The following is a 20,726-nucleotide window of genomic DNA, read 5'->3' on the forward strand; positions in this document are numbered from 1 at the left end:
ACCTGACCGGATGGTGTTGCTGACGTGTATGTGGACCGTGAAGACACGGTCCACGGGATAAATCCTGTGTCTCCAGGAGGTACGAAAATCCGAAAAGGTGTGTTATGAAGCTGTGAAATCTTAGGCTCGCATGTTACATATAGGTGGGCTTGCCCGTACTTTGAGCGTATATGAAGCGCACATCGACATTATTCCTGACCCTTGGTTGCTATTTCCTTCTGGCTTCCTGTAGCTGGGGGCAGGGCAAACCCAAAAAAGCCCTGTTTGTCATTGTTGACGGTATTCCGGCCGATGTCATTGAAAAGCAGCCGACGCCTAATCTGGATGCCATCGCTAAACAAGGTGGCTATGCCAGAGCGTATGTGGGTGGTCAGAAAAACACGTATTCCCAGACCCCCACGATCTCGGCGGTTGGCTATAATAGCCTGCTCACGGGCACCTGGGTTAACAAGCACAACGTGTGGGACAACAGTATCAAAGCGCCTAATTATCAGTACTGGACAATCTTCCGATTTTTTGAAAGCCAGTATCCGCAAAAACGAAGTGCGGTATTTTCAACCTGGCTCGATAACCGAACCAAACTCGTTGGCGAAAATCTGCCACAAACGGGTAACCTACGCATCGACTATTCGTTCGATGGGCTGGAGCGGGATACCGTACGGTACCAACACGATAAGCAATCGGAATACATTCACCGGATTGATGAGAAAGTGGTTGATGAAGCCAGTCGGTATATTCACGATGAGAGCCCGGATTTATCGTGGGTCTACCTGGAATACACCGACGACATGGGCCATAAATACGGCGATAGTGAGCCGTTTTATAAAGCCGTCAAGATAATGGATGACCAGATCGGGCGACTTTGGAAAGCCATTCAGTTCCGGCAGAAAACAACGGGCGAAGACTGGCAACTAGTCATCACCACCGACCACGGCCGAAGTGCCGATACGGGCAAAAACCACGGGGGGCAGTCGGACCGGGAGCGCGCTACCTGGATCGTGACCAATGCAAAAGACCTGAATAGCCAGTTCAGAAAGAATACGCCCGGCATTGTAGACATTATGCCGACATTGGCTCGCCATCTGCAACTGTCGATTCCCAAAGAACAGGCGTTTGAACTGGATGGCATTCCGCTAACGGGAAAGCTGTCCATTACGGAGCCATCTGTAAAGAAAGAAGCGCGCAAAATTACTCTGAACTGGAAAGCCGTGGAGCCCGAAGGAACCGTTAAAGTCTGGGTGTCCCCAACGAATCAGTTTGAAGAAGGCAAACGGGACGACTATTTGCTCATGGCTGAAGTACCCGTCAACGACCAGACAGCCACGATTGACGTGTCGGCGTTGCCAGCGGGTTTCTACAAAATCGTCCTGGAAGCGCGGCACAACCACCTCTCGCGCTGGGTTGTCGAGTGACGTCTATTTCACCCGCGTCCAGGTCTTGGATTTACCCAGAAAGCTGAGCCCCATGACATAGCCCCGCAGGTCGATGGAGTTGGCGTCTTTAAGGGAAATTTCGCAGTTATACGTTTTGCCATCTTCCGGGTTGTAAATCTCGCCGTCTCCCCAGGTGTTGTTGCCCTTGTAGGCCAGATTTGTGACCAATTCCAACTGCATAAGCGGGCGACTTCGTAGCTTCTCGTTGGCGTTTTCTTTGTCCAGTTTCGGCTTGTTCGTGCTGGGGTCAGTTGGCTCAAGCATCCAGACCAGCCTGCCGAAATACTTGTTCCCCTGTTTGTAAATCTGAACCTGATTTCTCTTTTTTGAACTAAGCCACCGACCGACAATGGCGTCAGGATCGTCGGCTTTGGCTGCGAAGGAAGAGAAGAAAAAGCAAGCGAACAGAAGGAGTGTCGTTGAGCGAAAAGCGGTCATGCGTGCGTTTTTTGGTATGTAAACGAAATCGTCGGGCGGTTTGTCTATTTTTTTTGCCCCCAGTACGATTCGTTTTATAATAAACAGGATATATCTAACAATACGTTCGTGCAAAAGATGCGTCGATAGCCTGTGTGTTCGTTAGAGTCGATTCAGATGGTTTTGTAAAGTCCTGATTGAAAAATAAAAAATCAATTGGTTCGCCGGCTGATTATCTACCTCATTTCCTTGAGTGAAACCCAATACAGTCCGGCAAAAAGTACGCTAAAAAAAACGCCGAACGACGTATTCAACGACCCAAAACCGCCCAGCACGACGGGTAAAACCAGGCCAACGGCAATTCCTGCTACATAGATCCAGAAGCCGACTCGACGCAGCTGAAACATCAGGAAAGCGCCAACGAGTGTGAGCAGTGAATAAATAAACTGCGCCACGGCCAGAGACTTGATTTGCTCCGGGTCTCCCGGTAGGGGAACATCGTCGGACGAACGATCTTCGAAATATTTTTTCAGCTGTTTTTCCTGTTTTGGGTCCGAGCTTTTCTGTTCGACGTAAACCGTTTCCGAAACCGTGTCTGACTGGGAAAAGGAAACGATGGCGTCGAGCAAGCCCCAGGCGCAGCTAAGAAACGTAAGAATGCAGAGGAGAGTTAAAAATTGAGAACGCATAGAGAACGCAGACGGCTGCCTGCCATGAAAGTTGAGCGGGTAGAATGTCCGCGTTACGTGGAAACCTTATTTTCGCTGCTGAGTTTCTTTTCTAAGACATTTATACAACGAAAACCCAATCAGATGACTCTGCCAGAACTAACCGAGCAAATCCGGTCCAAAGTTACGCATGCCGACAACATTAACGCTACGATCAAACTGGTGACCGACCAGGGACCTATTTTTATCGATGCGACCCAATCGCCCGCTATTGTTTCCAACGATGATAAGCCTGCCGATTGTGATTTACAGGTAAGCATCGATAACCTCGTTAAGATGGGTACCGGTGACCTGAATCCGATGATGGCCGTGATGACGGGTAAACTCAAAATCAAAGGCGATATGGGTATCGCCATGAAAATGGGCCAGATAATGGGTTGATGCCAGCTGGATGAACAGGCGGATCAGGTAACTTTCTGTACCCCTGATCCGCCTGTTTATCTCTCGGTTGATGGGCCGGTGGCCTGAGTGATGGAACGGTGAATTAGTCTTCCGTTCGATAGCAGCCTACCGCTAATGGCTTGTTTATTAGCTACTATCGTTATACATTGGGGCTGACCTCAGCCACTGATGATACGCCTGCACCCATTCGTCCTGTCGTTTTTGCTCTGTTGCCAGATAGGGGTACGGACATCGGCGCAACCGGTGGGCGGTCAGCCAGTTGTCGTGTTGCCCGCCAATGGCGATCAGCCAGCGCTCCGGGGGGCGCTGGCGTACCTGCGGGACTCGTCGCATACCCGAACCATCAACGATGTAATTCAGCTGGCGAACACTCCGGCTTTCGCGTCCATAACGTCGCCCGTGCCTAATTTCGGGGTCATTACGGGTACCAAAACGGCTACCCCGCTGTGGCTTCGGTTCCGGTTGCAGAATCCGGTAGATAGCTCGCAAAACTGGCTTGCTGAAATTGATTTCTGGTGCTTCGATGAGCTGCAGTTGTTTATCGTCGATGCCCATAATACAGTTTTGTCAACTTCACCCATTATTGGCTGGAAAACACGGGCTACCCAACGAATTCGGCACAATCGTCACTTCTGGTTTCCATTCACCGTTCCCGCCCGGCAGGTCGTAACGGCTTATTTGCGGGTTGTCAAACACCGGGGTGCCCAGGTACTTCCCCTCGAACTTATTCGGGCGGCCGACTATGAAACGGTCGTTCAGCAGAGTTACCTGTTTTGGGGCGGGGTGTTGTGCACCCTCACGTTTGTGGCCATCATGAGCCTCATTTTCTTTCTGACCACCTTCGATCAACTCTATTCTCGGTATATTTTCTGCCTGCTGGGGCTGGTGGGTTTTTTTGTCATCAACGATGGTTTTTTGAATCAGTTTGGTTTTAATGCCCAGTTCTGGATGCCCCGGCAGAATGTTTACTTCCTGTTTCCGCTTATTCTGTTCTATTCGCAGTTGATATTCGTGCGGCAGTTTTTGACCCTTCGGCATACGCCTTCCCGCCGATGGCATACGCTGGGTACGGTTGTAATGTGGAGTGGTTTTCTATGTCTGGTTGCCCTGACGGCCGAATGGTTTACTCCCCTGTCGACCAGTATGGAACTGGTCATGGTTCGGCTGTTCACGGCTCTTTACTGGCTGCCCCTGCCGGTTATTGTCGCCTACATCATCATCAGCATCGTCCGTCGATACCATGTACAGGAAGCCTGGCTTTATCTGGTCGCCATCTTGCCCTTTTACACACTGAACCTTGGCCTGGTCTTCGCCAATTTTGGTTTGCTGCCCACCTATCAGCCAGTGTCCTGCTTTGCCTACTATGCCCCGGCCGCTTTATTCGAAGTACTGGTTTTACTGGTTGGTCTGGCGTATCGCTACAAACTGGACCGCGACCAGACCGAACAGCTTATCAAGGAGCGTACCGTGCAGCAAAAGCGTATGTACGAAGCCGAAGTACAGGCACTGGGACTGAAAAACAGCCTGCTCGTCGAGAAGGGCCGCATTGCCCGCGATCTACACGACAATGTAGGGGCTCATTTAGCGTTCATTGTGACAAACCTCACGCACATCAGCGATCAGGCCGAAAAGACACTTTTTGCCGAAGGGAAACGGCTGGCTGGTCAGCTGCGTACCATCGTAACCCATACCCGGGAAGCGGGTAAACTTCTCCGCGAAACGATCTGGGCCATTCATCAGGAAAGTTTCACGGTCGAGGAGTTTGCCGAGCGACTAAATCAGTATATCAACCGCTATGTGCACGAGACCAACGGTCTCCATGTTGATGTGCAGGTGTCGGGATCGCAGGCCTACAAACTGAGTTCATCGCAGGTGCTGAATCTGTTTCGGATTGTGCAGGAAGCGCTCAATAATGTTGTTAAGCATGCCGCAGCCACCGAGGCCATAGTCAACTTAAGCGTTGCGGCAGACGGGCGAATCAACCTGCGTATACATGATAACGGACAGGGCTTTAGCTGGATAAACGGTGCCGTGGCTGGTCACCATTACGGCCTGCGCAACATGGAAACCCGCGCGCAGGAGTTGGGCGGTACCTTTCGCGTATTCATTGAGAAGGGCACAACCGTTGAAGTGGCGGTGTAACAGGTGGTTTGTGGTGCGGGCACTTACCGCATGAACTACAGATGTGGCCCAAAAAATGGCGTTACAGAGCCTGTTGAACCACATTCTTGCCAACACATGACGACCAGTGCTTGTTGTCTATCTAACCAGTTACTCAACCATCACTCATATCCTATGAATCAGGCTCTTCTAAGCCACCGAATGCTTGGCGTCACGTTTACGCAGGATGGCGCAACCGCGCGGGTTTGGGCTCCTTTTGCCGACAGTGTTTCGCTTCACCTGGTCACTCGTCAGGTAACGCTTCCACTGCTGAAAGATGGGTCGTACTGGCAGCTAACCACGGCTCAGTTACAACCCGGCGATACCTATACATTCGTGCTGAACAATTCCCTCGAACGGCCCGACCCCGCTTCGATGGCACAGCCCCAGGGCGTACATGGCCCCTCGCAGGCGGTGGACACGGCTACCTTTACCTGGACTGATGCCGACTGGCACAACCTGCCGCTGGAAGACTACCTCTTGTATGAACTTCATACGGGTACGTTCTCGCCGGAAAGTACGTTCGCCGGGATTGAGAATCGGCTGGATTATCTGGTCGAGCTGGGTATCAACGCCATCGAAATCATGCCGGTCGCCCAGTTTCCCGGCGATCGGAACTGGGGGTATGATGGCGTATTGCCTTTTGCCGTTCAGTATTCGTACGGTGGGGCTGCGGGTTTACAGAAACTGGTCGATGCCTGCCACCGCCGGGGACTAGCCGTGGTGCTCGATGTCGTGTATAATCATGTTGGTCCCGAGGGCAACTACCTGAGTGATTTTGGGCCGTATTTCACGGCCAAACACCAGACGCCCTGGGGTAATGGACTTAACTTCGATGACGATTACAGCGATAGCATCCGGCGTTTTTTTATCGAAAATGTGCTGATGTGGTTCCGGGATTTTCACATCGATGCCCTGCGACTGGATGCCGTTCACGCGATTTGCGACGAGAGTGAGACGCATATCCTGCGCGAGATAAAGCAGTACGTCGATGCCCTGATGGCGAAGACCGGGCGGCAACATTACCTGATCATCGAATCGGATCAAAACGAAACCCGGTTCATTGATCCGCTGGCAACAGACGGGTACGGTATGGATGCGCAGTGGAACGACGAGTTTCACCATGCGTTACGCGTCACGGCGGGCGGGGAGCGTAATGGCTATTACGCCGATTACAATGGTCTCCAGGATCTGGCAAAATCGTACCGGGATGCGTATGTCTACGACGGCACCTACATGCCCCGCCGAGCCCGGATCGTGGGAAAATCGACGGCGGGTCATGCCGGTCGGCAGTTCGTGGTTTTCTCGCAGAACCACGACCAGATCGGCAACCGGATGCTGGGCGAACGGCCAAGCCAACTGGTCAGCTTCGAAATGCAGAAACTAATGGCCGGAGCCGTCATGAGCAGTCCCTACTTACCCATGCTGTTTATGGGGGAGGAGTGGGGTGAGCTCAATCCATTTCTGTATTTCGTCAGCCATTCCGACCCCACATTGGTAGAAGCCGTCCGGCAGGGGCGGAAAAAGGAGTTTGCTGATTTTCAGACAAGCCTTACGGCACCTGACCCGCAGGATGAGCGCACATTCGAGCGTTCCCGACTCCAGTGGCCCCGGCTCATGCAGGAGCCGCACCGGACGCTTTTTCGGTACTACCAGACGCTGTTACGCCTGCGTAAAACATCGTCTCTGCGCCACCCGAACCGGGAATCGGTAGCGGTGGTTGTGGATGATATTCGACAAACGCTCACCTTGTTTCGGCAGCACAAAAAAGGCGTGCAAACTGGTGCGTCTGACGTTGATGAAATCGTCGTTTGTCTGATGAATTTCTCCCAGGAAGTTCAGTCGTTTACGTTACCCGCCAGCGATGGTCAATGGCACCGTTTACTGGACTCCGCCGACCCGGCATGGCGCGGTCCACTGGCGTCTCCGTTGCTACTAGAGGGTAGCGCCACCGTTGTTGTCCAGCCCGAAGCTATTCTGATTTACACCAGCACTGCCGGGTGAGCAAAAATGGTAGATGCCGTCTGCCGGGAAAACATATTTCTGAAACAAAGTAGTGTGGGCCGAAAAAAAGCTTTCAACGTCTGGACTGGAGCGTCGATTTAGAGTCCTGTGTGCTTACTACTCGGGCACTGGGTACACCTTACCAATCGGCGTTTCGCAAATCGACCCGTTAACGGCTGTTTAGAATGAGAAAAGGCAACGCATTTCGAGGAGTAAACAAAAAAGCGATCTGGCTGTGCGCGCTGGCTCCGATGCTGGGATTGCTCGGATACCAGAACGAAAAAGACCCCATTGACCGGCGCATTAAACGGATGGCCCCGGAAAAAGCGGCTGCGCTGGCAAAAAGCATCGAGGCAACGGTAACCCCCGAACTGGCCGAAGGACTTACCCTTCGCTTGTGGGGTGTCGATTCGCTAGTTGCTGACCCGATCGCGATCGATATTGATGACAATGGACGGCTATACTATACCCGAACCAATCGGCAGAAAAACTCTGAGTTCGATATTCGGAGCCACCAGGACTGGGAAATAGAATCGAATCGCCTGCAAACCATTGAAGACAAACGGGCTTTCCTGCATCGGGTTCTTTCCCCCGAAAACAGCAAGAAAAACGATTGGCTGAAAGACCTGAACGGCGATGGCTCCCACGACTGGCGGGACATGACGGTGGAGAAAGAAAACGTTTTCCGGATCGAAGATACGTCGGGAGATGGCGTTGCCGATCAGTCACAACTGGTCGTGGACGATTTTCATGATGAGGTAACCGATGTGGCCGGGGGTGTAATGACCAATGGTGATGACCTGTACGTAGCCGTTGCGCCCGACCTGTGGCGTATGAAAGATAAAGACGGTGATGGTATCGCCGAAACAAAAACGTCCATCTCGCATGGTTATGGTGTTCACGTCGGCTTCGGCGGGCACGGTATGTCAGGCATCGAAATGGGTCCGGATGGCAAAATCTACTGGCAGATCGGCGATATTGGTTTCAACGGAAAAGGACCCGATGGAAAGAAATGGGAGCATTCGAACAGTGGCGTCGTTGTGCGGTCCAATCCTGACGGTACTGATTTTGAAGTGTTTGCTCACGGCGTCCGGAATGTTCACGAGTTTGTCTTCGACGAATATGGCAACCTGATCAGTGAAGATAATGACGGTGACCATCCGGGCGAAAAAGAGCGGCTGGTATACATCGTTAATGGCTCGGATACGGGCTGGCGCAGCAACTGGCAGTATGGTAAATACCGCGATCCGAATAACAATACGTACAAAGTCTGGATGGACGAACAGATGTATAAACCGCGCTTTGAGGGGCAGGCGGCTTACATCACCCCGACTATTACCAATTTCGTGAGTGGCCCGGCCGGTATGCGGTACAACCCCGGTACGGCGCTGAGCCCGGCTTACAAAAACATGTTTTTCGTAGCCGAATTTGTCGGTAACCCGGCCAAGTCAGGTATTCACGCCTTCAAACTGAAGCCCAAAGGAGCCTCATTCGAGTTGGGCGAACAGAAAAAGGTGTTGGGTGGGGTGCTGGCTACGGGTATCGACTTCGGTCCCGACGGGGCCTTGTACGTGGCTGACTGGATCAATGGCTGGGATGCTAAAGACTACGGTCGCATCTGGAAACTGGACGACAAAGCCGGAGTTGCCTCCGCGGATCGCCAGCGTACGAAGGCGTTGCTGGCCGAAAAATTTGCCGCCCGTTCGGAAACGGATCTGGGTAATTTATTGACCAATCCAGATATGCGCGTTCGGCAGAAAGCCCAGTTTGAACTGGTTAAACGGGGTGCAAAGGGAGCGGATGTATTGACCGCTTCGACCAAACAGACCGATAACCAGCTGGCCCGCGTGCATGGTATCTGGGGAATCAGTCAGTTGGCTCGTCAGGATAAACAATACGCCAGGCTGCTGTTGCCCCTGTTGCAAGATAAAGACCCTGAAATACGCGCACAGGCGGCAAAATGGCTGGGCGACGTACGCTATAAGGAAGCGGGCGATGCGCTGATTCCGGTTCTGAAAGATGCCAACAGCCGCGCGCGGTTCTTTGCTGCTGAAGCACTCGGTCGGATTGCCTACGAGCCTGCTATTCAACCCATTATTCAACTGTTGGAAGCCAACAACGACGAAGATGCGTACATCCGCCACGCGGGTAGTCTGGCGTTGGCCCGCATTGGCAAACCGGCCCCAGTAGTGGCGCTGTCGGGTAGCCCTTCGAAAGCCGTTCGGATTGCGGCTGTCGTTGCCCTCCGTCGCATGAACGACCCCGGTATTGCCAGCTTTCTGGCCGATAAAGACGAATTCGTCGTGACAGAAGCTGCCCGGGGTATCAACGACGACCTGTCTATTCCGGCGGCTCTGCCCGCGCTTGGTAAGGTGATGCAAACCACGAGTTTCACCAACGAACCGCTGCTTCGTCGGGCCATCAATGCAAACTTACGCGTAGGTACACCCGAAGCAATGCAAATCCTGATCGACTATGCGCAGAAAGAAGGGGCTCCCCTGGCCATGCGCGCCGAGGCCATGGAAGCCCTTAGCACCTGGGCTAACCCCTCAGTACTGGACCGGGTTGATGGGCGTTACCGGGGGGTAATCGAGCGCGATCTGGCCATGGTGAAAACCAAAACAGCTGATCTATACACCAAACTCTTAACGCATCAGGAACTAGCGCTGCGGCTGAGTGCCATTAAGGCGATTACAAAGCTGACTATAACGGAAGCCTCAGAACCATTATTCAGCCGGTTAACAGGTGATAAAGATGCGGTAGTACGGGTAGCTGCCTTGCGGGCGCTGGCCTCGATGAATGATAAGCAATTGAGCAAAGCCATTGAAACGGCATTGGCTGATAATGAGAAGAGTGTCCGGGTGGCTGGCCTTGATCTGGTCGCTAAATCGAGTATGCCGAAAGATCGGATGGTGACGCTGCTTTCGGACGTGATCAATAACCGCACAACCGAAGAAAAACAGGCGGCTCTGTTGACGCTGGGAAAACTGCCCGTTGTTAATTCGAAGAAGGTTTTCGATCCTTTACTGGCTAAACTGTCGGCGGGTACGCTCTCCCCCGAACTTCAACTGGAGCTGGAAGAAGCAATCGAAAGCAGCCACTCACCCCAATTGACGACCCGGTATAAGGCCATCACGTCCAAACTATCGCCCGACGCGCTGGCCGCTTCGTACAAGGGTAGCCTGCTGGGTGGAGAACCCGATCTGGGCCGACGGATTTTCTTCCGCCACCAAACGGCGCAGTGTATTCGATGCCATTCGTACGATGACCTGGGCGGCAATGCCGGCCCCCGCCTGAACGGAGTTGCCAGTCGGCTCACCCGCGAGCAATTACTGGAAGCGCTTGTTAATCCCAGCGCTCGCCTGGCTCCCGGATTCGGAACGGTTAATCTGACGCTTAAGAATGGAAAAACGGTCAGCGGTATCCTGCAGGGCGAAACAACTACCGAGGTGATGGTAAAAGTAGGTGACCAGCCCGATACGGCCGTTCGGAAAGATCAGATTGCCAAACGCGTCAATTCTCCGTCGAGCATGCCCGAAATGAAGTACCTGCTCACAAAGCGCGAAATTCGGGATGTGGTTAGTTTTCTGGCAACTCTGAAAGACGCGAACTAGAATCGTAGTGTTTAATACAAAGGCCCGGCGTCATGAACGAGTTCGTTTATGACGCCGGGCCTTTGTTGGTGTGCCTGTAGACTGGTTGCTGATGAAACGTTACGACTAAGGAGGGAGAAGGACGACGACAATTAACCCATGGCCGTCTGGCATAACTGTTTAACCTTTTTCCGCGATCGTTTGAGTCGCATCTTTACCGCACTTTCTTTCAAGTTTAACTGAAGGCCGATCTGACTCAGTGGCAGGCCATCCTGGTACTTAAGCCTCAGCACAGTAGCCTCCAGTGGAGAGATGCTGTTCATCACCCGGGCCAGCTGATACAGGCTATAATCGACCTTCTCGGACTCTTCGGTGCTCGTGCAATGGTAGTCCAGGTCGTCGTTCAGATAGGTTGTTGTCAGCCGTTTGGCCCGTTTGAGCTGATCAAGACAGTAGTTGTAGGAAATGCTGTACAGCCAGGTCGAGAAGGAGGATTGACCCCTAAACTGATCCAGGCGAGCAAAAATTCGAATAAAAATATCATGCGTGAAATCCTGGGCCTGGGACGAATCTTTTGTGATGGAAAAACATTGCCTGTAAATTTTACCTGCATACCGGTTGTAAAGAATTTCAAAGCAACCGGTAAACGTTGACGTTAGATGTTGCCGAATCATCTCTTCATCACTTAAGATAAAGTTCATAGTTACCGTATTTGTTTATTTTATACAAGTATGATACATATTTTATGTATTGCAAACATCTAATTAAAATATGTTGTAAGCGGTAATTTTTCGATGAACTGCAGATTTTGCCGGTTTTTTGGTAAATTCCGCTATTTTTTACCCTTCTTTAGTTAAATTTATATCTGATACTGTATCAAATTGTTACTACATTGCACTATAAAATCACATAGCACTACGTCTTACTTTTCGGCCTTATACCTTCATGAAAGGAATCGTCTTTACCGAGTTACTAGAAATGGTTGAAGAGAAGTTCGGTTATGAACTGGTTGACCACTTGCTTCAGGACCCCAATCTCCCTTCGGGTGGTATTTACACCGCTATCGGTACCTACGATCATGCCGAAATGGTAACGTTGGTAACTAATCTGAGCCAGCATACCAAGGTACCCGTACCGGATTTATTGCGCACTTATGGGCAATACATGTTTACCGCTTTTACCCGAAGTTACCGGCCATTTGTCGACCGGGCCGATTCTGCATTTAGTCTGCTTAGCTCTGTTCAGCACTATATCCATGTAGAAGTTCGAAAGCTTTATCCGGACGCCGAACTTCCTCATTTTACCATTGATCAACCCGCTGAAAACCACCTTCGTATGCACTACATATCGGAGCGCAAACTGGCTGATTTTGCCCACGGGCTGATTGAAGGTTGCCTGGCGACCTTCAACGAGAAAGCAACGATTACGAAAACCCTGCTTGTAGAAGACGGAAGTCAGGTTCTATTTGACATCGTGAAAGAGTAACGTATGGAGGACATTGATCTACTCAAACGGCGACTGGTCCGCGAAAAGACAGCCCGATTGCAGGCAGAAGCTATTCTGGAAAAGAAGGCGTTGGCGCTTTACAATGCCAACGAACAACTGTTGCACCTGAACGAAAACCTGGAGCAGCAAATTCGCAACAAACTGGCCGAACTTCGGGAAAGTGAGCAACGTTATCGCCAGCTGATCGAGTCGGTTCAGGACATAATTTATAAGATTTCGCCCACCGGTTATTTCACGTTTGTAAGCCCCGTTGTCGAAAAGCTGCTGGGCTACACCGAAGCAGAGTTTCTGGGAAGGCACTTTACCGAGTTTGTGCTGGTTGGTCATCGGATGAAGCTCATTGAGTTTTACCGGACCATGATGATGGAACGGCAGGACAGCACATACAATGAGTTTCCGGTTGTGGCCAAAGACGGGCGGGTTGTCTGGATCGGGCAAACCGTCAGGCTCATTGAAGAAGACGGCCAGACGCTGGAACTGGTGGCCGTGGCCCGTGACGTATCGGGCCGTAAGCTGGCGGAGATTGAACTGGAAACCACCCAGACACGGCTGGAAACACTCATCACCAATTTGCAGTCGGGCGTGATGGTTGAAGATGAAAATGGTCGAGTTCTGCTGGCCAACCAACTCTTCTGCGACCTGTTCGAGATTCCGCTCTCGGCCAACGACCTGATCGGCTACAACTGTACCCTGGCCCGCCAGCAGGTAAAGCCGCTGTTCGTGCATCCGGATGCCTTTGTTGACCGGATGAACGAATTGCTGGAAACCCGGGAAGCGCGCGTCGGTGAAGAGATCAGCATGGCCAACGGGCGTATCCTGGAACTGGATTACATCCCTATTTTCCTGGATGATAACCAGTACATGGGTCATCTCTGGAAATACACCGATGTAACGGAGAAGTACCAGGCGCGGGAGCTTATCCGCCGAAGTGAAGAAAAGTACCGGGGCATCATGAACAACATGGAACTGGGCCTTTTCGAGGTTGATAACGATCAGATCATTATTCGTTCCTACGAGCGCTGCTGTAAAATGCTGGGCTATACCGAAGAAGAGATGATCGGTAAAAACGCGACGGAATTATTGGTACCTGCTGAGTTCTTAGCCGTTGTGGAGCGGCAGCAGGAAGAGCGGAGAAAAGGAAATGCGGGTTCGTACGAATTGCAGTTAATTAAAAAAGATGGCAGTCGTATCTGGGTATTGGTCAGTGGCGTTCCGATTGTCGATGAGAACGGCGTGATTGTCGGGGCGATGGGCATTCACTACGACATGACCGAGCGAAAACAGCTGGAGCATGAACTGGCACGGGCCAAACGCTTTGCCGAAGAAGCGCAACAGGCCGAAAAGCAGTTTTTTGCCAACATGAGCCATGAAATAAGGACGCCACTCAATGCGATCATCGGCATGTCGCACCTGCTCTTCGATACCCAGCCAACGCAGCAGCAACGCGAGTACATCGACATCCTGAAAACATCCGCCGATTTCCTGCACAGCCTCATTTCAGACTTGCTGGATATGACAAAAATTGAGGCCGGCCGGATTGAAATACACGCCCGCCCGTTCGATTTGGCCGGTTTGCTGCGGAGCACGCAGAAAGTATTCCAGATGAAACTCCAGGGGCGCCCCATTTCGGTAGATGTATTGCTGGATGCCCGCATCACGGACGAGTTCATCGGCGATGATGTGATGTTGAATCAGATACTGATGAATCTGGTCGGTAATGCAGAGAAATTTACCGAACAGGGCAAGATTCAGATCACCGCCCGAATTACTAGAGAAGAACAGGATAAGCAATGGGTTGAATTTACGGTAAGCGATACGGGGGTGGGCATTCCGGGTGAAAAGCTGGATATGGTCTTCCAGAAATTTAAGCAGGTAAATCCGCAGGGATTCAAGCACAAAGGCACTGGGCTGGGGCTGGCTATTACGAAAGAACTGGTTGAGATTCAGAGTGGTACTATTTCAGTGACGAGTCAGGTTGACGTCGGGAGTTCGTTCACGTTTGAGATACCCTATATCAAATCGCTGGTGCCGGTCGAGCAGAAAAACGTCGATAAACAGCTGACGCTGGTCGAAGAACTGAAGACCTGCAATGTGCTGATCGTAGAAGATAACCTGATGAACCAAACGTACATTGGTAGTCTGCTCAACAAATGGAACATCCCATACACCATGGCGTCGGATGGCAAGCAGGCCGTTGAAAAGGCAAAAGGCCAGCGATTCGACATTATTCTGATGGACATTCAAATGCCTATCATGAATGGGTACGAGGCAACGGTAGCGATCCGGAGTACCCAGAATCCTAATCAGAATACGGCCATTATTGCCCTCACGGCCTCCGCTATGCTCGATCACAAGAGTGTAGCGATGGAGGCTGGTATGAACGATTTTCTGACGAAACCGTTCGAGCCAAACCAACTCTTGTCGGTGTTGCAGCGGTTTGCTCCCGTCGAACAAATCGATAACGAGGGGTGTATACTATTCAATGAAGCCCTCGACCGCCAGCGCCTGTCGGAATTATACGGTGGCGACGTAGCCTACGCATCAGAAATGTTCGCCATGTTCCTGACGGACATTGTTCCCGATATACGCAAACTACCCGGTATTTGTGAGACCAAAGATTGGCCAAATCTGGCCAGTGCTGCCCACAAGTTAAAGCCGACGCTGGCCATGGTCGGCCTGTCGGAACTAGAAGAAAAAATGCGCCAGCTGGAGAACAGCGCCCGGCAGGATAAGGATGTGAATTTGATTGAGGAGTACTGTCACGATTTTATGATCGAGATAGATAAGGTGTTGCCTATTTTGGAAACAGAACTACAAAAGCTTTCGCAGGTATGAGTCTGAGTTGTATAATTGTTGAGGATGAACCCATGTCGCGCACATCCCTGCAGCGCCTTTGCAAGCAACACAACGCGCTGGACGTTCTGGCTGCTTTTGATAACGCAATGAGTGCCCTCGATTTTCTGGCAGAACAGGAAGTTGATCTGATCTGGCTGGATGTGGAAATGCCGGAGTTGTCGGGTTTCGACCTGTTGGAACAACTGCCGTCTACGCCGTATGTGATCCTGACGACCAGTAAGATCGAGTACGCATTCGAGGCTTTTCAGTACAACGTGACGGATTATTTGAAGAAACCGATTACACTCCCTCGTTTCAACATCGCCGTCGAGAAGGTGCTGGAGTTGCATGCGCGCTCCAAGACGAACCCATCGGATGGGCCGAAAGAAATATATATCAAGACCGACGGCCGGTACATCCGATTGCCATTCGATAATATATCGTACATCGAAAACACGGGTGACTACGTCAAAATCTTTACCAACACGCAAACTCATATTGTGTATACAACCATGAAGTACCTGGAAGAAAAACTAGGCCTTCAGTTTCTGCGCGTACACCGCTCGTATATTGTTCATTTGGAGAAGATTGTTGACATTGAAGACAACACGTTGGTAGTCAGCAATAAAGTTATTCCCATTAGTCGTGCCAATAAACCCGAGTTAATGAATCGGCTTAATCTGTTATAAACAATAACGGCGACCTCGAAAGGTTGCCGTTATTGTTTATGAAAACCATATACCGAACGGTTTTTGCAACTATTTATCGCTTATTGACGGAAAAGCCAGACCCTTGTTTATTTCACAGCTTATTTAAAAAAAGTTATATTGTCATAAAAATATAATTAGTAATATTATAGTTAGGGAACGCACTAATCGGTAAAGTAGCTAATATAGGGGGTAATTTTAAGCTATCTACGCAATCCGCTGACTCTTATATCCCCGTGTTCTACCTTAAGAAATAACTACCCTGTGTCAACCTCTACCAATACCCCGGATAAAGAACCGCAAGCCAGCGCCCTGGGCGTGGTTCGTATCACAGAAGTTATAGCCCTTGATTATCCTGAAGAGGGCTATGAGTATCGTGGATTGATTCAGGCTCATGACGACTCGGGTGGTATGGTACGGGAGCAGATTTTACAAACAAGACGCAAGCCCGAATGGCTGGTAAATGGTCGACACGAAGGGTCTGGCGAACTTTACCTAATTTTGCAGTTCCGGCCGGAGGGCAACCAGCGCTGGCAGGCTTTAGAGCCGCTGGCATTGCCCGTGCATAATCAGCTCGACGGACAAAGCAGTACAGATGTTTATTTACCATTACGAGGCTGGCAGGAGGCCCCTCATATGCAGGTCCGTATACGAATGACCCGAGAACTGGCAGACGAACATAGTTCAGCCGCGTCGACCCACTCGGAGAACGATATTGCCGAAGCAACCGCAGCCGGCTGTCCTTTTTTTGCGCCTATCGCAACCCCCGTCCATACTGCCCGACAAGTACCTGAAGTTGCTATACCCGACGATGTTACGGATTTGCCGCACCTGACGACACCTGAGCAGGTATTGGTGAAAGATAACTGGAACAAGTTTCTGGCCTATCAGGATATGCTCATTGAGCTGTATTTTGAACGGCTTCTGTACGAGGAACCCGAATTAATCGACCTCTTCGGCGATGCCATTGACTTAGTTCCCAGTTATTTTGCTGGTTTATTCGATGTAAGCGTCCGGCGGCTGATGCCTCAGACTGAACGAGTGCTTCGCGAAAGTTATCGGAGTATTTATCCTGAACCAGCCGAGGGGCTCAAATCGGTTGAAGACTATGTGGCGCTACTGGCTGATTTAGGCATGCGTCCTGAACACTGGCTGGCTGCCCGCCGGGTATGGGCCTGGATGCTGGCGCATATTCCGCACCTGGAAGAGTACGACCGCGAAAATCTGGCAAAGGGAGAAAATTCGGCCATGTACCGATTTTTTACGCTGCTCATTTTAGCACCAGCCCTGGCGGCCACCAAGCAATACGAAGAAGCCCTCACGCCCGATATGATCCGGGAAATGCGGCAGGGGGGCGATCGGCTGGCGGCCAACGCCCGGGTTATTGGTACTGATTTTTACCACATTCTATTCCAAACGCACCCCGAAATTATTCCGTTTTTTGGGCGTACGGACGTAGATAGCCTGACTGAGCACTTGATGCAGGCTATTGCTTTTCTGGTTCGATCGCTGGAAAGTGGCCATAACATCATTCAGGAACTGCGCGACCTGAGCCAGGTGCATACGAACTTTTCGGTGCCGCCGGAAGCCTATCCAAAACTGGTTGGACCGATGATGACGGTACTGAAAAAATACATTCCTGATTTTACCGATGAACAGGAACGGGCCTGGGAAATACTGCTCAGCCGGGTAACAAACGTGCTGCGGCAACCGATGATCAACCAGCAGCGCATACTGGCTAAGGCAAAAGAGTACATTGATCTGATCGGCGATGAACTGGCCTGGGATGCCGCGGACAGCGAACGTCGGTGGACAGAAATTAAACGGGAAATACAGGCAACCGGAAACTATACACACACGTACGAAGAGCTGGCGTATGGTGCCCAGCTCGCCTGGCGGAATTCGGCTAAATGCATTGGCCGGATTTCGTGGCGCAACATGATCGTGCGTGATTTGCGTCACGTGACCGATCCTGACGAAATGTTCCGGGAGTGCGCCGAACACCTGCGACTGGCTACCAATGGTGGTAATGTACAGATTGTGATGAGTGTGTTTCGACCCAAGAAGCCCCTGGAACGTTGGGGGCCGCGCATCTGGAACAGTCAGTACGTTCGCTTTGCGGCTTATGAGCAGGAAGACGGATCGGTGCTGGGCGATAAAGCCAATCTGGCCATTACGCAGACCCTCATCCGGCAGGGGTGGACTCCCCCCGCCGTTAAAACGGCTTACGATACGTTGCCCCTTGTGATCGATGTGCCTGGTCAACCACCCAGAATGTATCAGTTCAGAGAGGAGGACGTATTAAAAGTGGCGATTGAGCACCCGACCTACCCGGCGGTCGGCGCGCTTGATCTTAAATGGTGTGCCGTACCCGCCATTACTAATTTCCGGATGGATATTGGGGGTGTTCAGTACGGATGCATTCCGTTTAACGGCTGGTTCATGGAAACCGAAATTGCCCGGAATCTCTGGGAGGATGGGCGCTACGAAAAGGCGGAAGCCATTGCCCATGCCATCGGGCTGGATACATCGAGCGAACAGACGCTCTGGCGCGACCGGGCGTTTCTGGAACTGAACGCAGCGGTACTGCACTCGTTTTCCAAGGCTAAAGTAACCCTTGTCGATCATCAGACGGCATCGCGTCAGTTTTTGACGCACGACCTCCGCGAAAAGCGGGCCGGGCGCGAATGTCCGGCGCAGTGGTCATGGGTGGTTCCGTCGGCCGGCGGAAGCGTCACCCCGGTCTGGCATCACGAAATGCGCGATTTCTTTCTGAGCCCGAGCTATCATTATGCCGCCGATCGATGGGTGGTGATCAATGATGAACTGATGGCGATAAACGAGGAAGGCGCGACGGAATTGCTGGAGGCTGACCGCATGCAGGTTCAGTCACTTCGGCCCGACCGAACGACGGCCCCTGAACATCGCCCCCAACGTATTCTTATTTTATACGGTTCAGAGACCGGTACGGCCGAAAGCTACGCCCGAAAAACGGCACGTCGGCTGAGCCGATACCATCCCCGCCTGATGGCCCTCGACGAGTACGCCATCTCGCACCTGAGTGAAGAAGATCTGCTACTCGTTGTAACATCTACGTTCAGGGAAGGTGATTTGCCGGGCAACGCCCAGAAATTTCACGCCCGAATCAAAGCCCAACCAGCCGGCGCGTTTAAGCAACTGAATTTCTCGGTAATGGCCCTCGGGAGTACTGTGTATACCCATTTTTGTGCCGCTGGTATTACACTTGACCGGGAGTTGGCGCGCGTGGGTGGCAATCGCGTCATTAGCCTGCATCGGGGTGATGAAATTAAGGGGCAGGCGGATACATTCCGGAAATGGCTTGATCTGGTAGCCCGTTTGCTGGGCGAAGACCCCACCAGCGTTGATCTGTCAACAACGGCCGACACAAGGCTGCAGGTTTCATTTGTAGACGCTGATCAGGTTCCCGATACAGCTGTAGCGCTTCGTGAGGAGAAACAGTCAGGGTTCGCCGTTCCGGTTGTTGAGAATCGGGAGTTGCTGAAAAAAGTCATCATCGGCAGCCGATCTACGCGGTTTATTGCGCTCGACATCAGCAACACTAGCCAGACGTACGAAACCGGCGACCATGTGGCGATCTATCCGCAGAACCCACCTGAGTTGGTACAGCGACTGGCCAATCGGCTAGGGGTCGATACGGATGCTTGGTTCACGACCTCGCTGGTCAACAGCCGGGGAGAAATCGTTCCGGGTGAACACGCCTATCCGGACCCTGTACGGGTAGGGCAAGTGCTGACCGAGGACCTTGATCTGGCCATTCGTGAACCTTATGACGAATTGTTCGGTGCACTCCTGAAAACGGCACAGTCGGCTACGGATCGAAATCGGCTGGAATCCTGGCTGGATATACTGAGCCGGAATCAGGACGAGAATGAGGAATACATAGCGTTGAAGAAGCATATTGCCGATACGTTCGTAACGGTAATGGATCTGCTGGACGTCTTTCCATCCGCCCATTTATCGTTTACGCAACTTATTGAACTGCTGCCCAAGCAGAAGCCCCGCCTGTATTCGATCTCGTCCTGTTCGCTGGTTCACCCGACCCAGATTCACCTCACCGTTGGCGTTGTGCAGTTGACAACCGATTCTGGGAAGGTGATTGCGGGTCTGTGCTCCAATTATCTGGCGGGACTGACGCCAAATGACGAAACACGGGTGCGTATTTGCGTTCGTTCATCTACCTTCCGCCCGCCCGTTGATCCACATGCGCCAATGCTCATGGTTGGGGCGGGTACAGGTTTGTCGCCCTTGTTGGGCTTTCTGCAGCACCGTGAAGTTCAGCTTCGGGCGTTGCACAACGCAAGTTATCAGCACGTTAACGGCCATGAGTTTATTACGCCCGTGTCGCCCCCTGTTGGGCATGCCCGGCTATTCTTTGGCTGTCGAAATTTGAACGATTACTTGTATCAACAAGAATTGGAGACCTGGCACGAAGCGGGCGTGTTAACCCACCTGGATGTGGCTTTTTCCCGGCTCGACGAAGAGAAAATTTACGTGCAGGATCTGATCGGGCAGCGTAGTAAAGACCTTTGGGATGTGCTCTCGCAGCCCAACTGCCATTATTACGTTTGTGGCGATGCACAAATGGCTGACGACGTGTTTAATGTACTGATGAACATCGCCAAAACAACGGGCGGTCTATCGCATGCCGAAGCGATCAACTTCTTCCGGCAAATGCAATCCGAAAACCGATTTGTGATGGACGTATGGGGCGTATTGCTCAATTTCCAGCGGGCACTTACCGATCTCCAGGAAACGAAATATACCCAGGGCGAACGCTGGCTGGAGCGCGTTTCCGTTTAGCCCTGTTTGGGCGGGCGAAAAAGCGAATCGTTTGTTGGTCTCAAGCGACATAGCCGTAGAGGCATTCGATTAAAAAACTACCGGCTTCGGTTCATCTGT

General features: G+C 51.7%; 12 protein-coding genes. 9 read left to right on the top strand and 3 right to left on the bottom strand.

Annotated features, from left to right (window positions below; all coding sequences use genetic code 11):
* Positions 1–170 precede the first annotated feature (170 nt).
* Positions 171–1,412 (top strand): alkaline phosphatase family protein, encoded by a 1,242-nt coding sequence (locus tag ACYU87_RS24905; protein WP_461136723.1) that lies wholly within the window; start codon positions 171–173, stop codon positions 1,410–1,412.
* A gap of 3 nt (positions 1,413–1,415) precedes the next feature.
* On the opposite strand, the gene ACYU87_RS24910 is transcribed toward ACYU87_RS24905, so the two are convergent.
* The gene (locus ACYU87_RS24910) at positions 1,416–1,871 is read right to left on the bottom strand and encodes a DUF2147 domain-containing protein (RefSeq protein WP_461136724.1); all 456 of its coding nucleotides are present in this window, start codon (positions 1,869–1,871) and stop codon (positions 1,416–1,418) included.
* Between the two features lie 215 nt (positions 1,872–2,086).
* A complete protein-coding gene (locus ACYU87_RS24915; protein ID WP_461136725.1) occupies positions 2,087–2,539 on the bottom strand; it encodes a hypothetical protein in 453 nt (150 codons plus the stop codon).
* A gap of 123 nt (positions 2,540–2,662) precedes the next feature.
* On the opposite strand from ACYU87_RS24915, the gene ACYU87_RS24920 reads away from it, so the two are divergent.
* The 4 genes from ACYU87_RS24920 to ACYU87_RS24935 all read left to right on the top strand — a co-directional run bounded on the left by ACYU87_RS24920 (position 2,663) and on the right by ACYU87_RS24935 (position 10,758).
* The gene (locus tag ACYU87_RS24920; RefSeq protein WP_461136726.1) at positions 2,663–2,959 is read left to right on the top strand and encodes an SCP2 sterol-binding domain-containing protein; all 297 of its coding nucleotides are present in this window, start codon (positions 2,663–2,665) and stop codon (positions 2,957–2,959) included.
* 189 nt (positions 2,960–3,148) lie between these two features.
* The gene (locus ACYU87_RS24925) at positions 3,149–5,122 is read left to right on the top strand and encodes a sensor histidine kinase (RefSeq protein ID WP_461136727.1); all 1,974 of its coding nucleotides are present in this window, start codon (positions 3,149–3,151) and stop codon (positions 5,120–5,122) included.
* A 153-nt stretch (positions 5,123–5,275) separates the two neighbouring features.
* Entirely contained in the window at positions 5,276–7,144 is a 1,869-nt protein-coding gene (gene treZ / locus ACYU87_RS24930) for a malto-oligosyltrehalose trehalohydrolase (protein WP_461136728.1), read from the top strand.
* A 185-nt stretch (positions 7,145–7,329) separates the two neighbouring features.
* Positions 7,330–10,758, top strand: a complete 3,429-nt coding sequence (locus tag ACYU87_RS24935; RefSeq protein ID WP_461136729.1) for a HEAT repeat domain-containing protein — start codon at positions 7,330–7,332, stop codon at positions 10,756–10,758.
* 131 nt (positions 10,759–10,889) lie between these two features.
* Here ACYU87_RS24935 and ACYU87_RS24940 read toward each other — a convergent pair whose 3' ends face one another.
* Positions 10,890–11,438 (bottom strand): RNA polymerase sigma factor, encoded by a 549-nt coding sequence (locus ACYU87_RS24940; RefSeq protein WP_461136730.1) that lies wholly within the window; start codon positions 11,436–11,438, stop codon positions 10,890–10,892.
* Between the two features lie 244 nt (positions 11,439–11,682).
* On the opposite strand from ACYU87_RS24940, the gene ACYU87_RS24945 reads away from it, so the two are divergent.
* The 4 genes from ACYU87_RS24945 to ACYU87_RS24960 all read left to right on the top strand — a co-directional run bounded on the left by ACYU87_RS24945 (position 11,683) and on the right by ACYU87_RS24960 (position 20,627).
* Positions 11,683–12,222: a heme NO-binding domain-containing protein gene (locus ACYU87_RS24945; RefSeq protein ID WP_461136731.1), complete on the top strand. Its 540-nt coding sequence runs from the start codon at positions 11,683–11,685 to the stop codon at positions 12,220–12,222.
* A 3-nt stretch (positions 12,223–12,225) separates the two neighbouring features.
* The gene (locus ACYU87_RS24950; protein WP_461136732.1) at positions 12,226–15,078 is read left to right on the top strand and encodes a PAS domain S-box protein; all 2,853 of its coding nucleotides are present in this window, start codon (positions 12,226–12,228) and stop codon (positions 15,076–15,078) included.
* Positions 15,075–15,767 (top strand): LytR/AlgR family response regulator transcription factor, encoded by a 693-nt coding sequence (locus ACYU87_RS24955; RefSeq protein WP_461136733.1) that lies wholly within the window; start codon positions 15,075–15,077, stop codon positions 15,765–15,767. Before ACYU87_RS24950 ends, ACYU87_RS24955 begins: the two co-directional genes overlap by 4 nt.
* 282 nt (positions 15,768–16,049) lie before the next feature.
* Positions 16,050–20,627 carry a nitric oxide synthase oxygenase gene (locus ACYU87_RS24960; RefSeq protein WP_461136734.1) on the top strand — a complete coding sequence of 1,526 codons (4,578 nt, stop codon included), beginning with the start codon at positions 16,050–16,052 and terminating at the stop codon, positions 20,625–20,627.
* Positions 20,628–20,726 lie beyond the last annotated feature (99 nt).

It is taken from the genome of Spirosoma lituiforme, assembly GCF_054776635.1.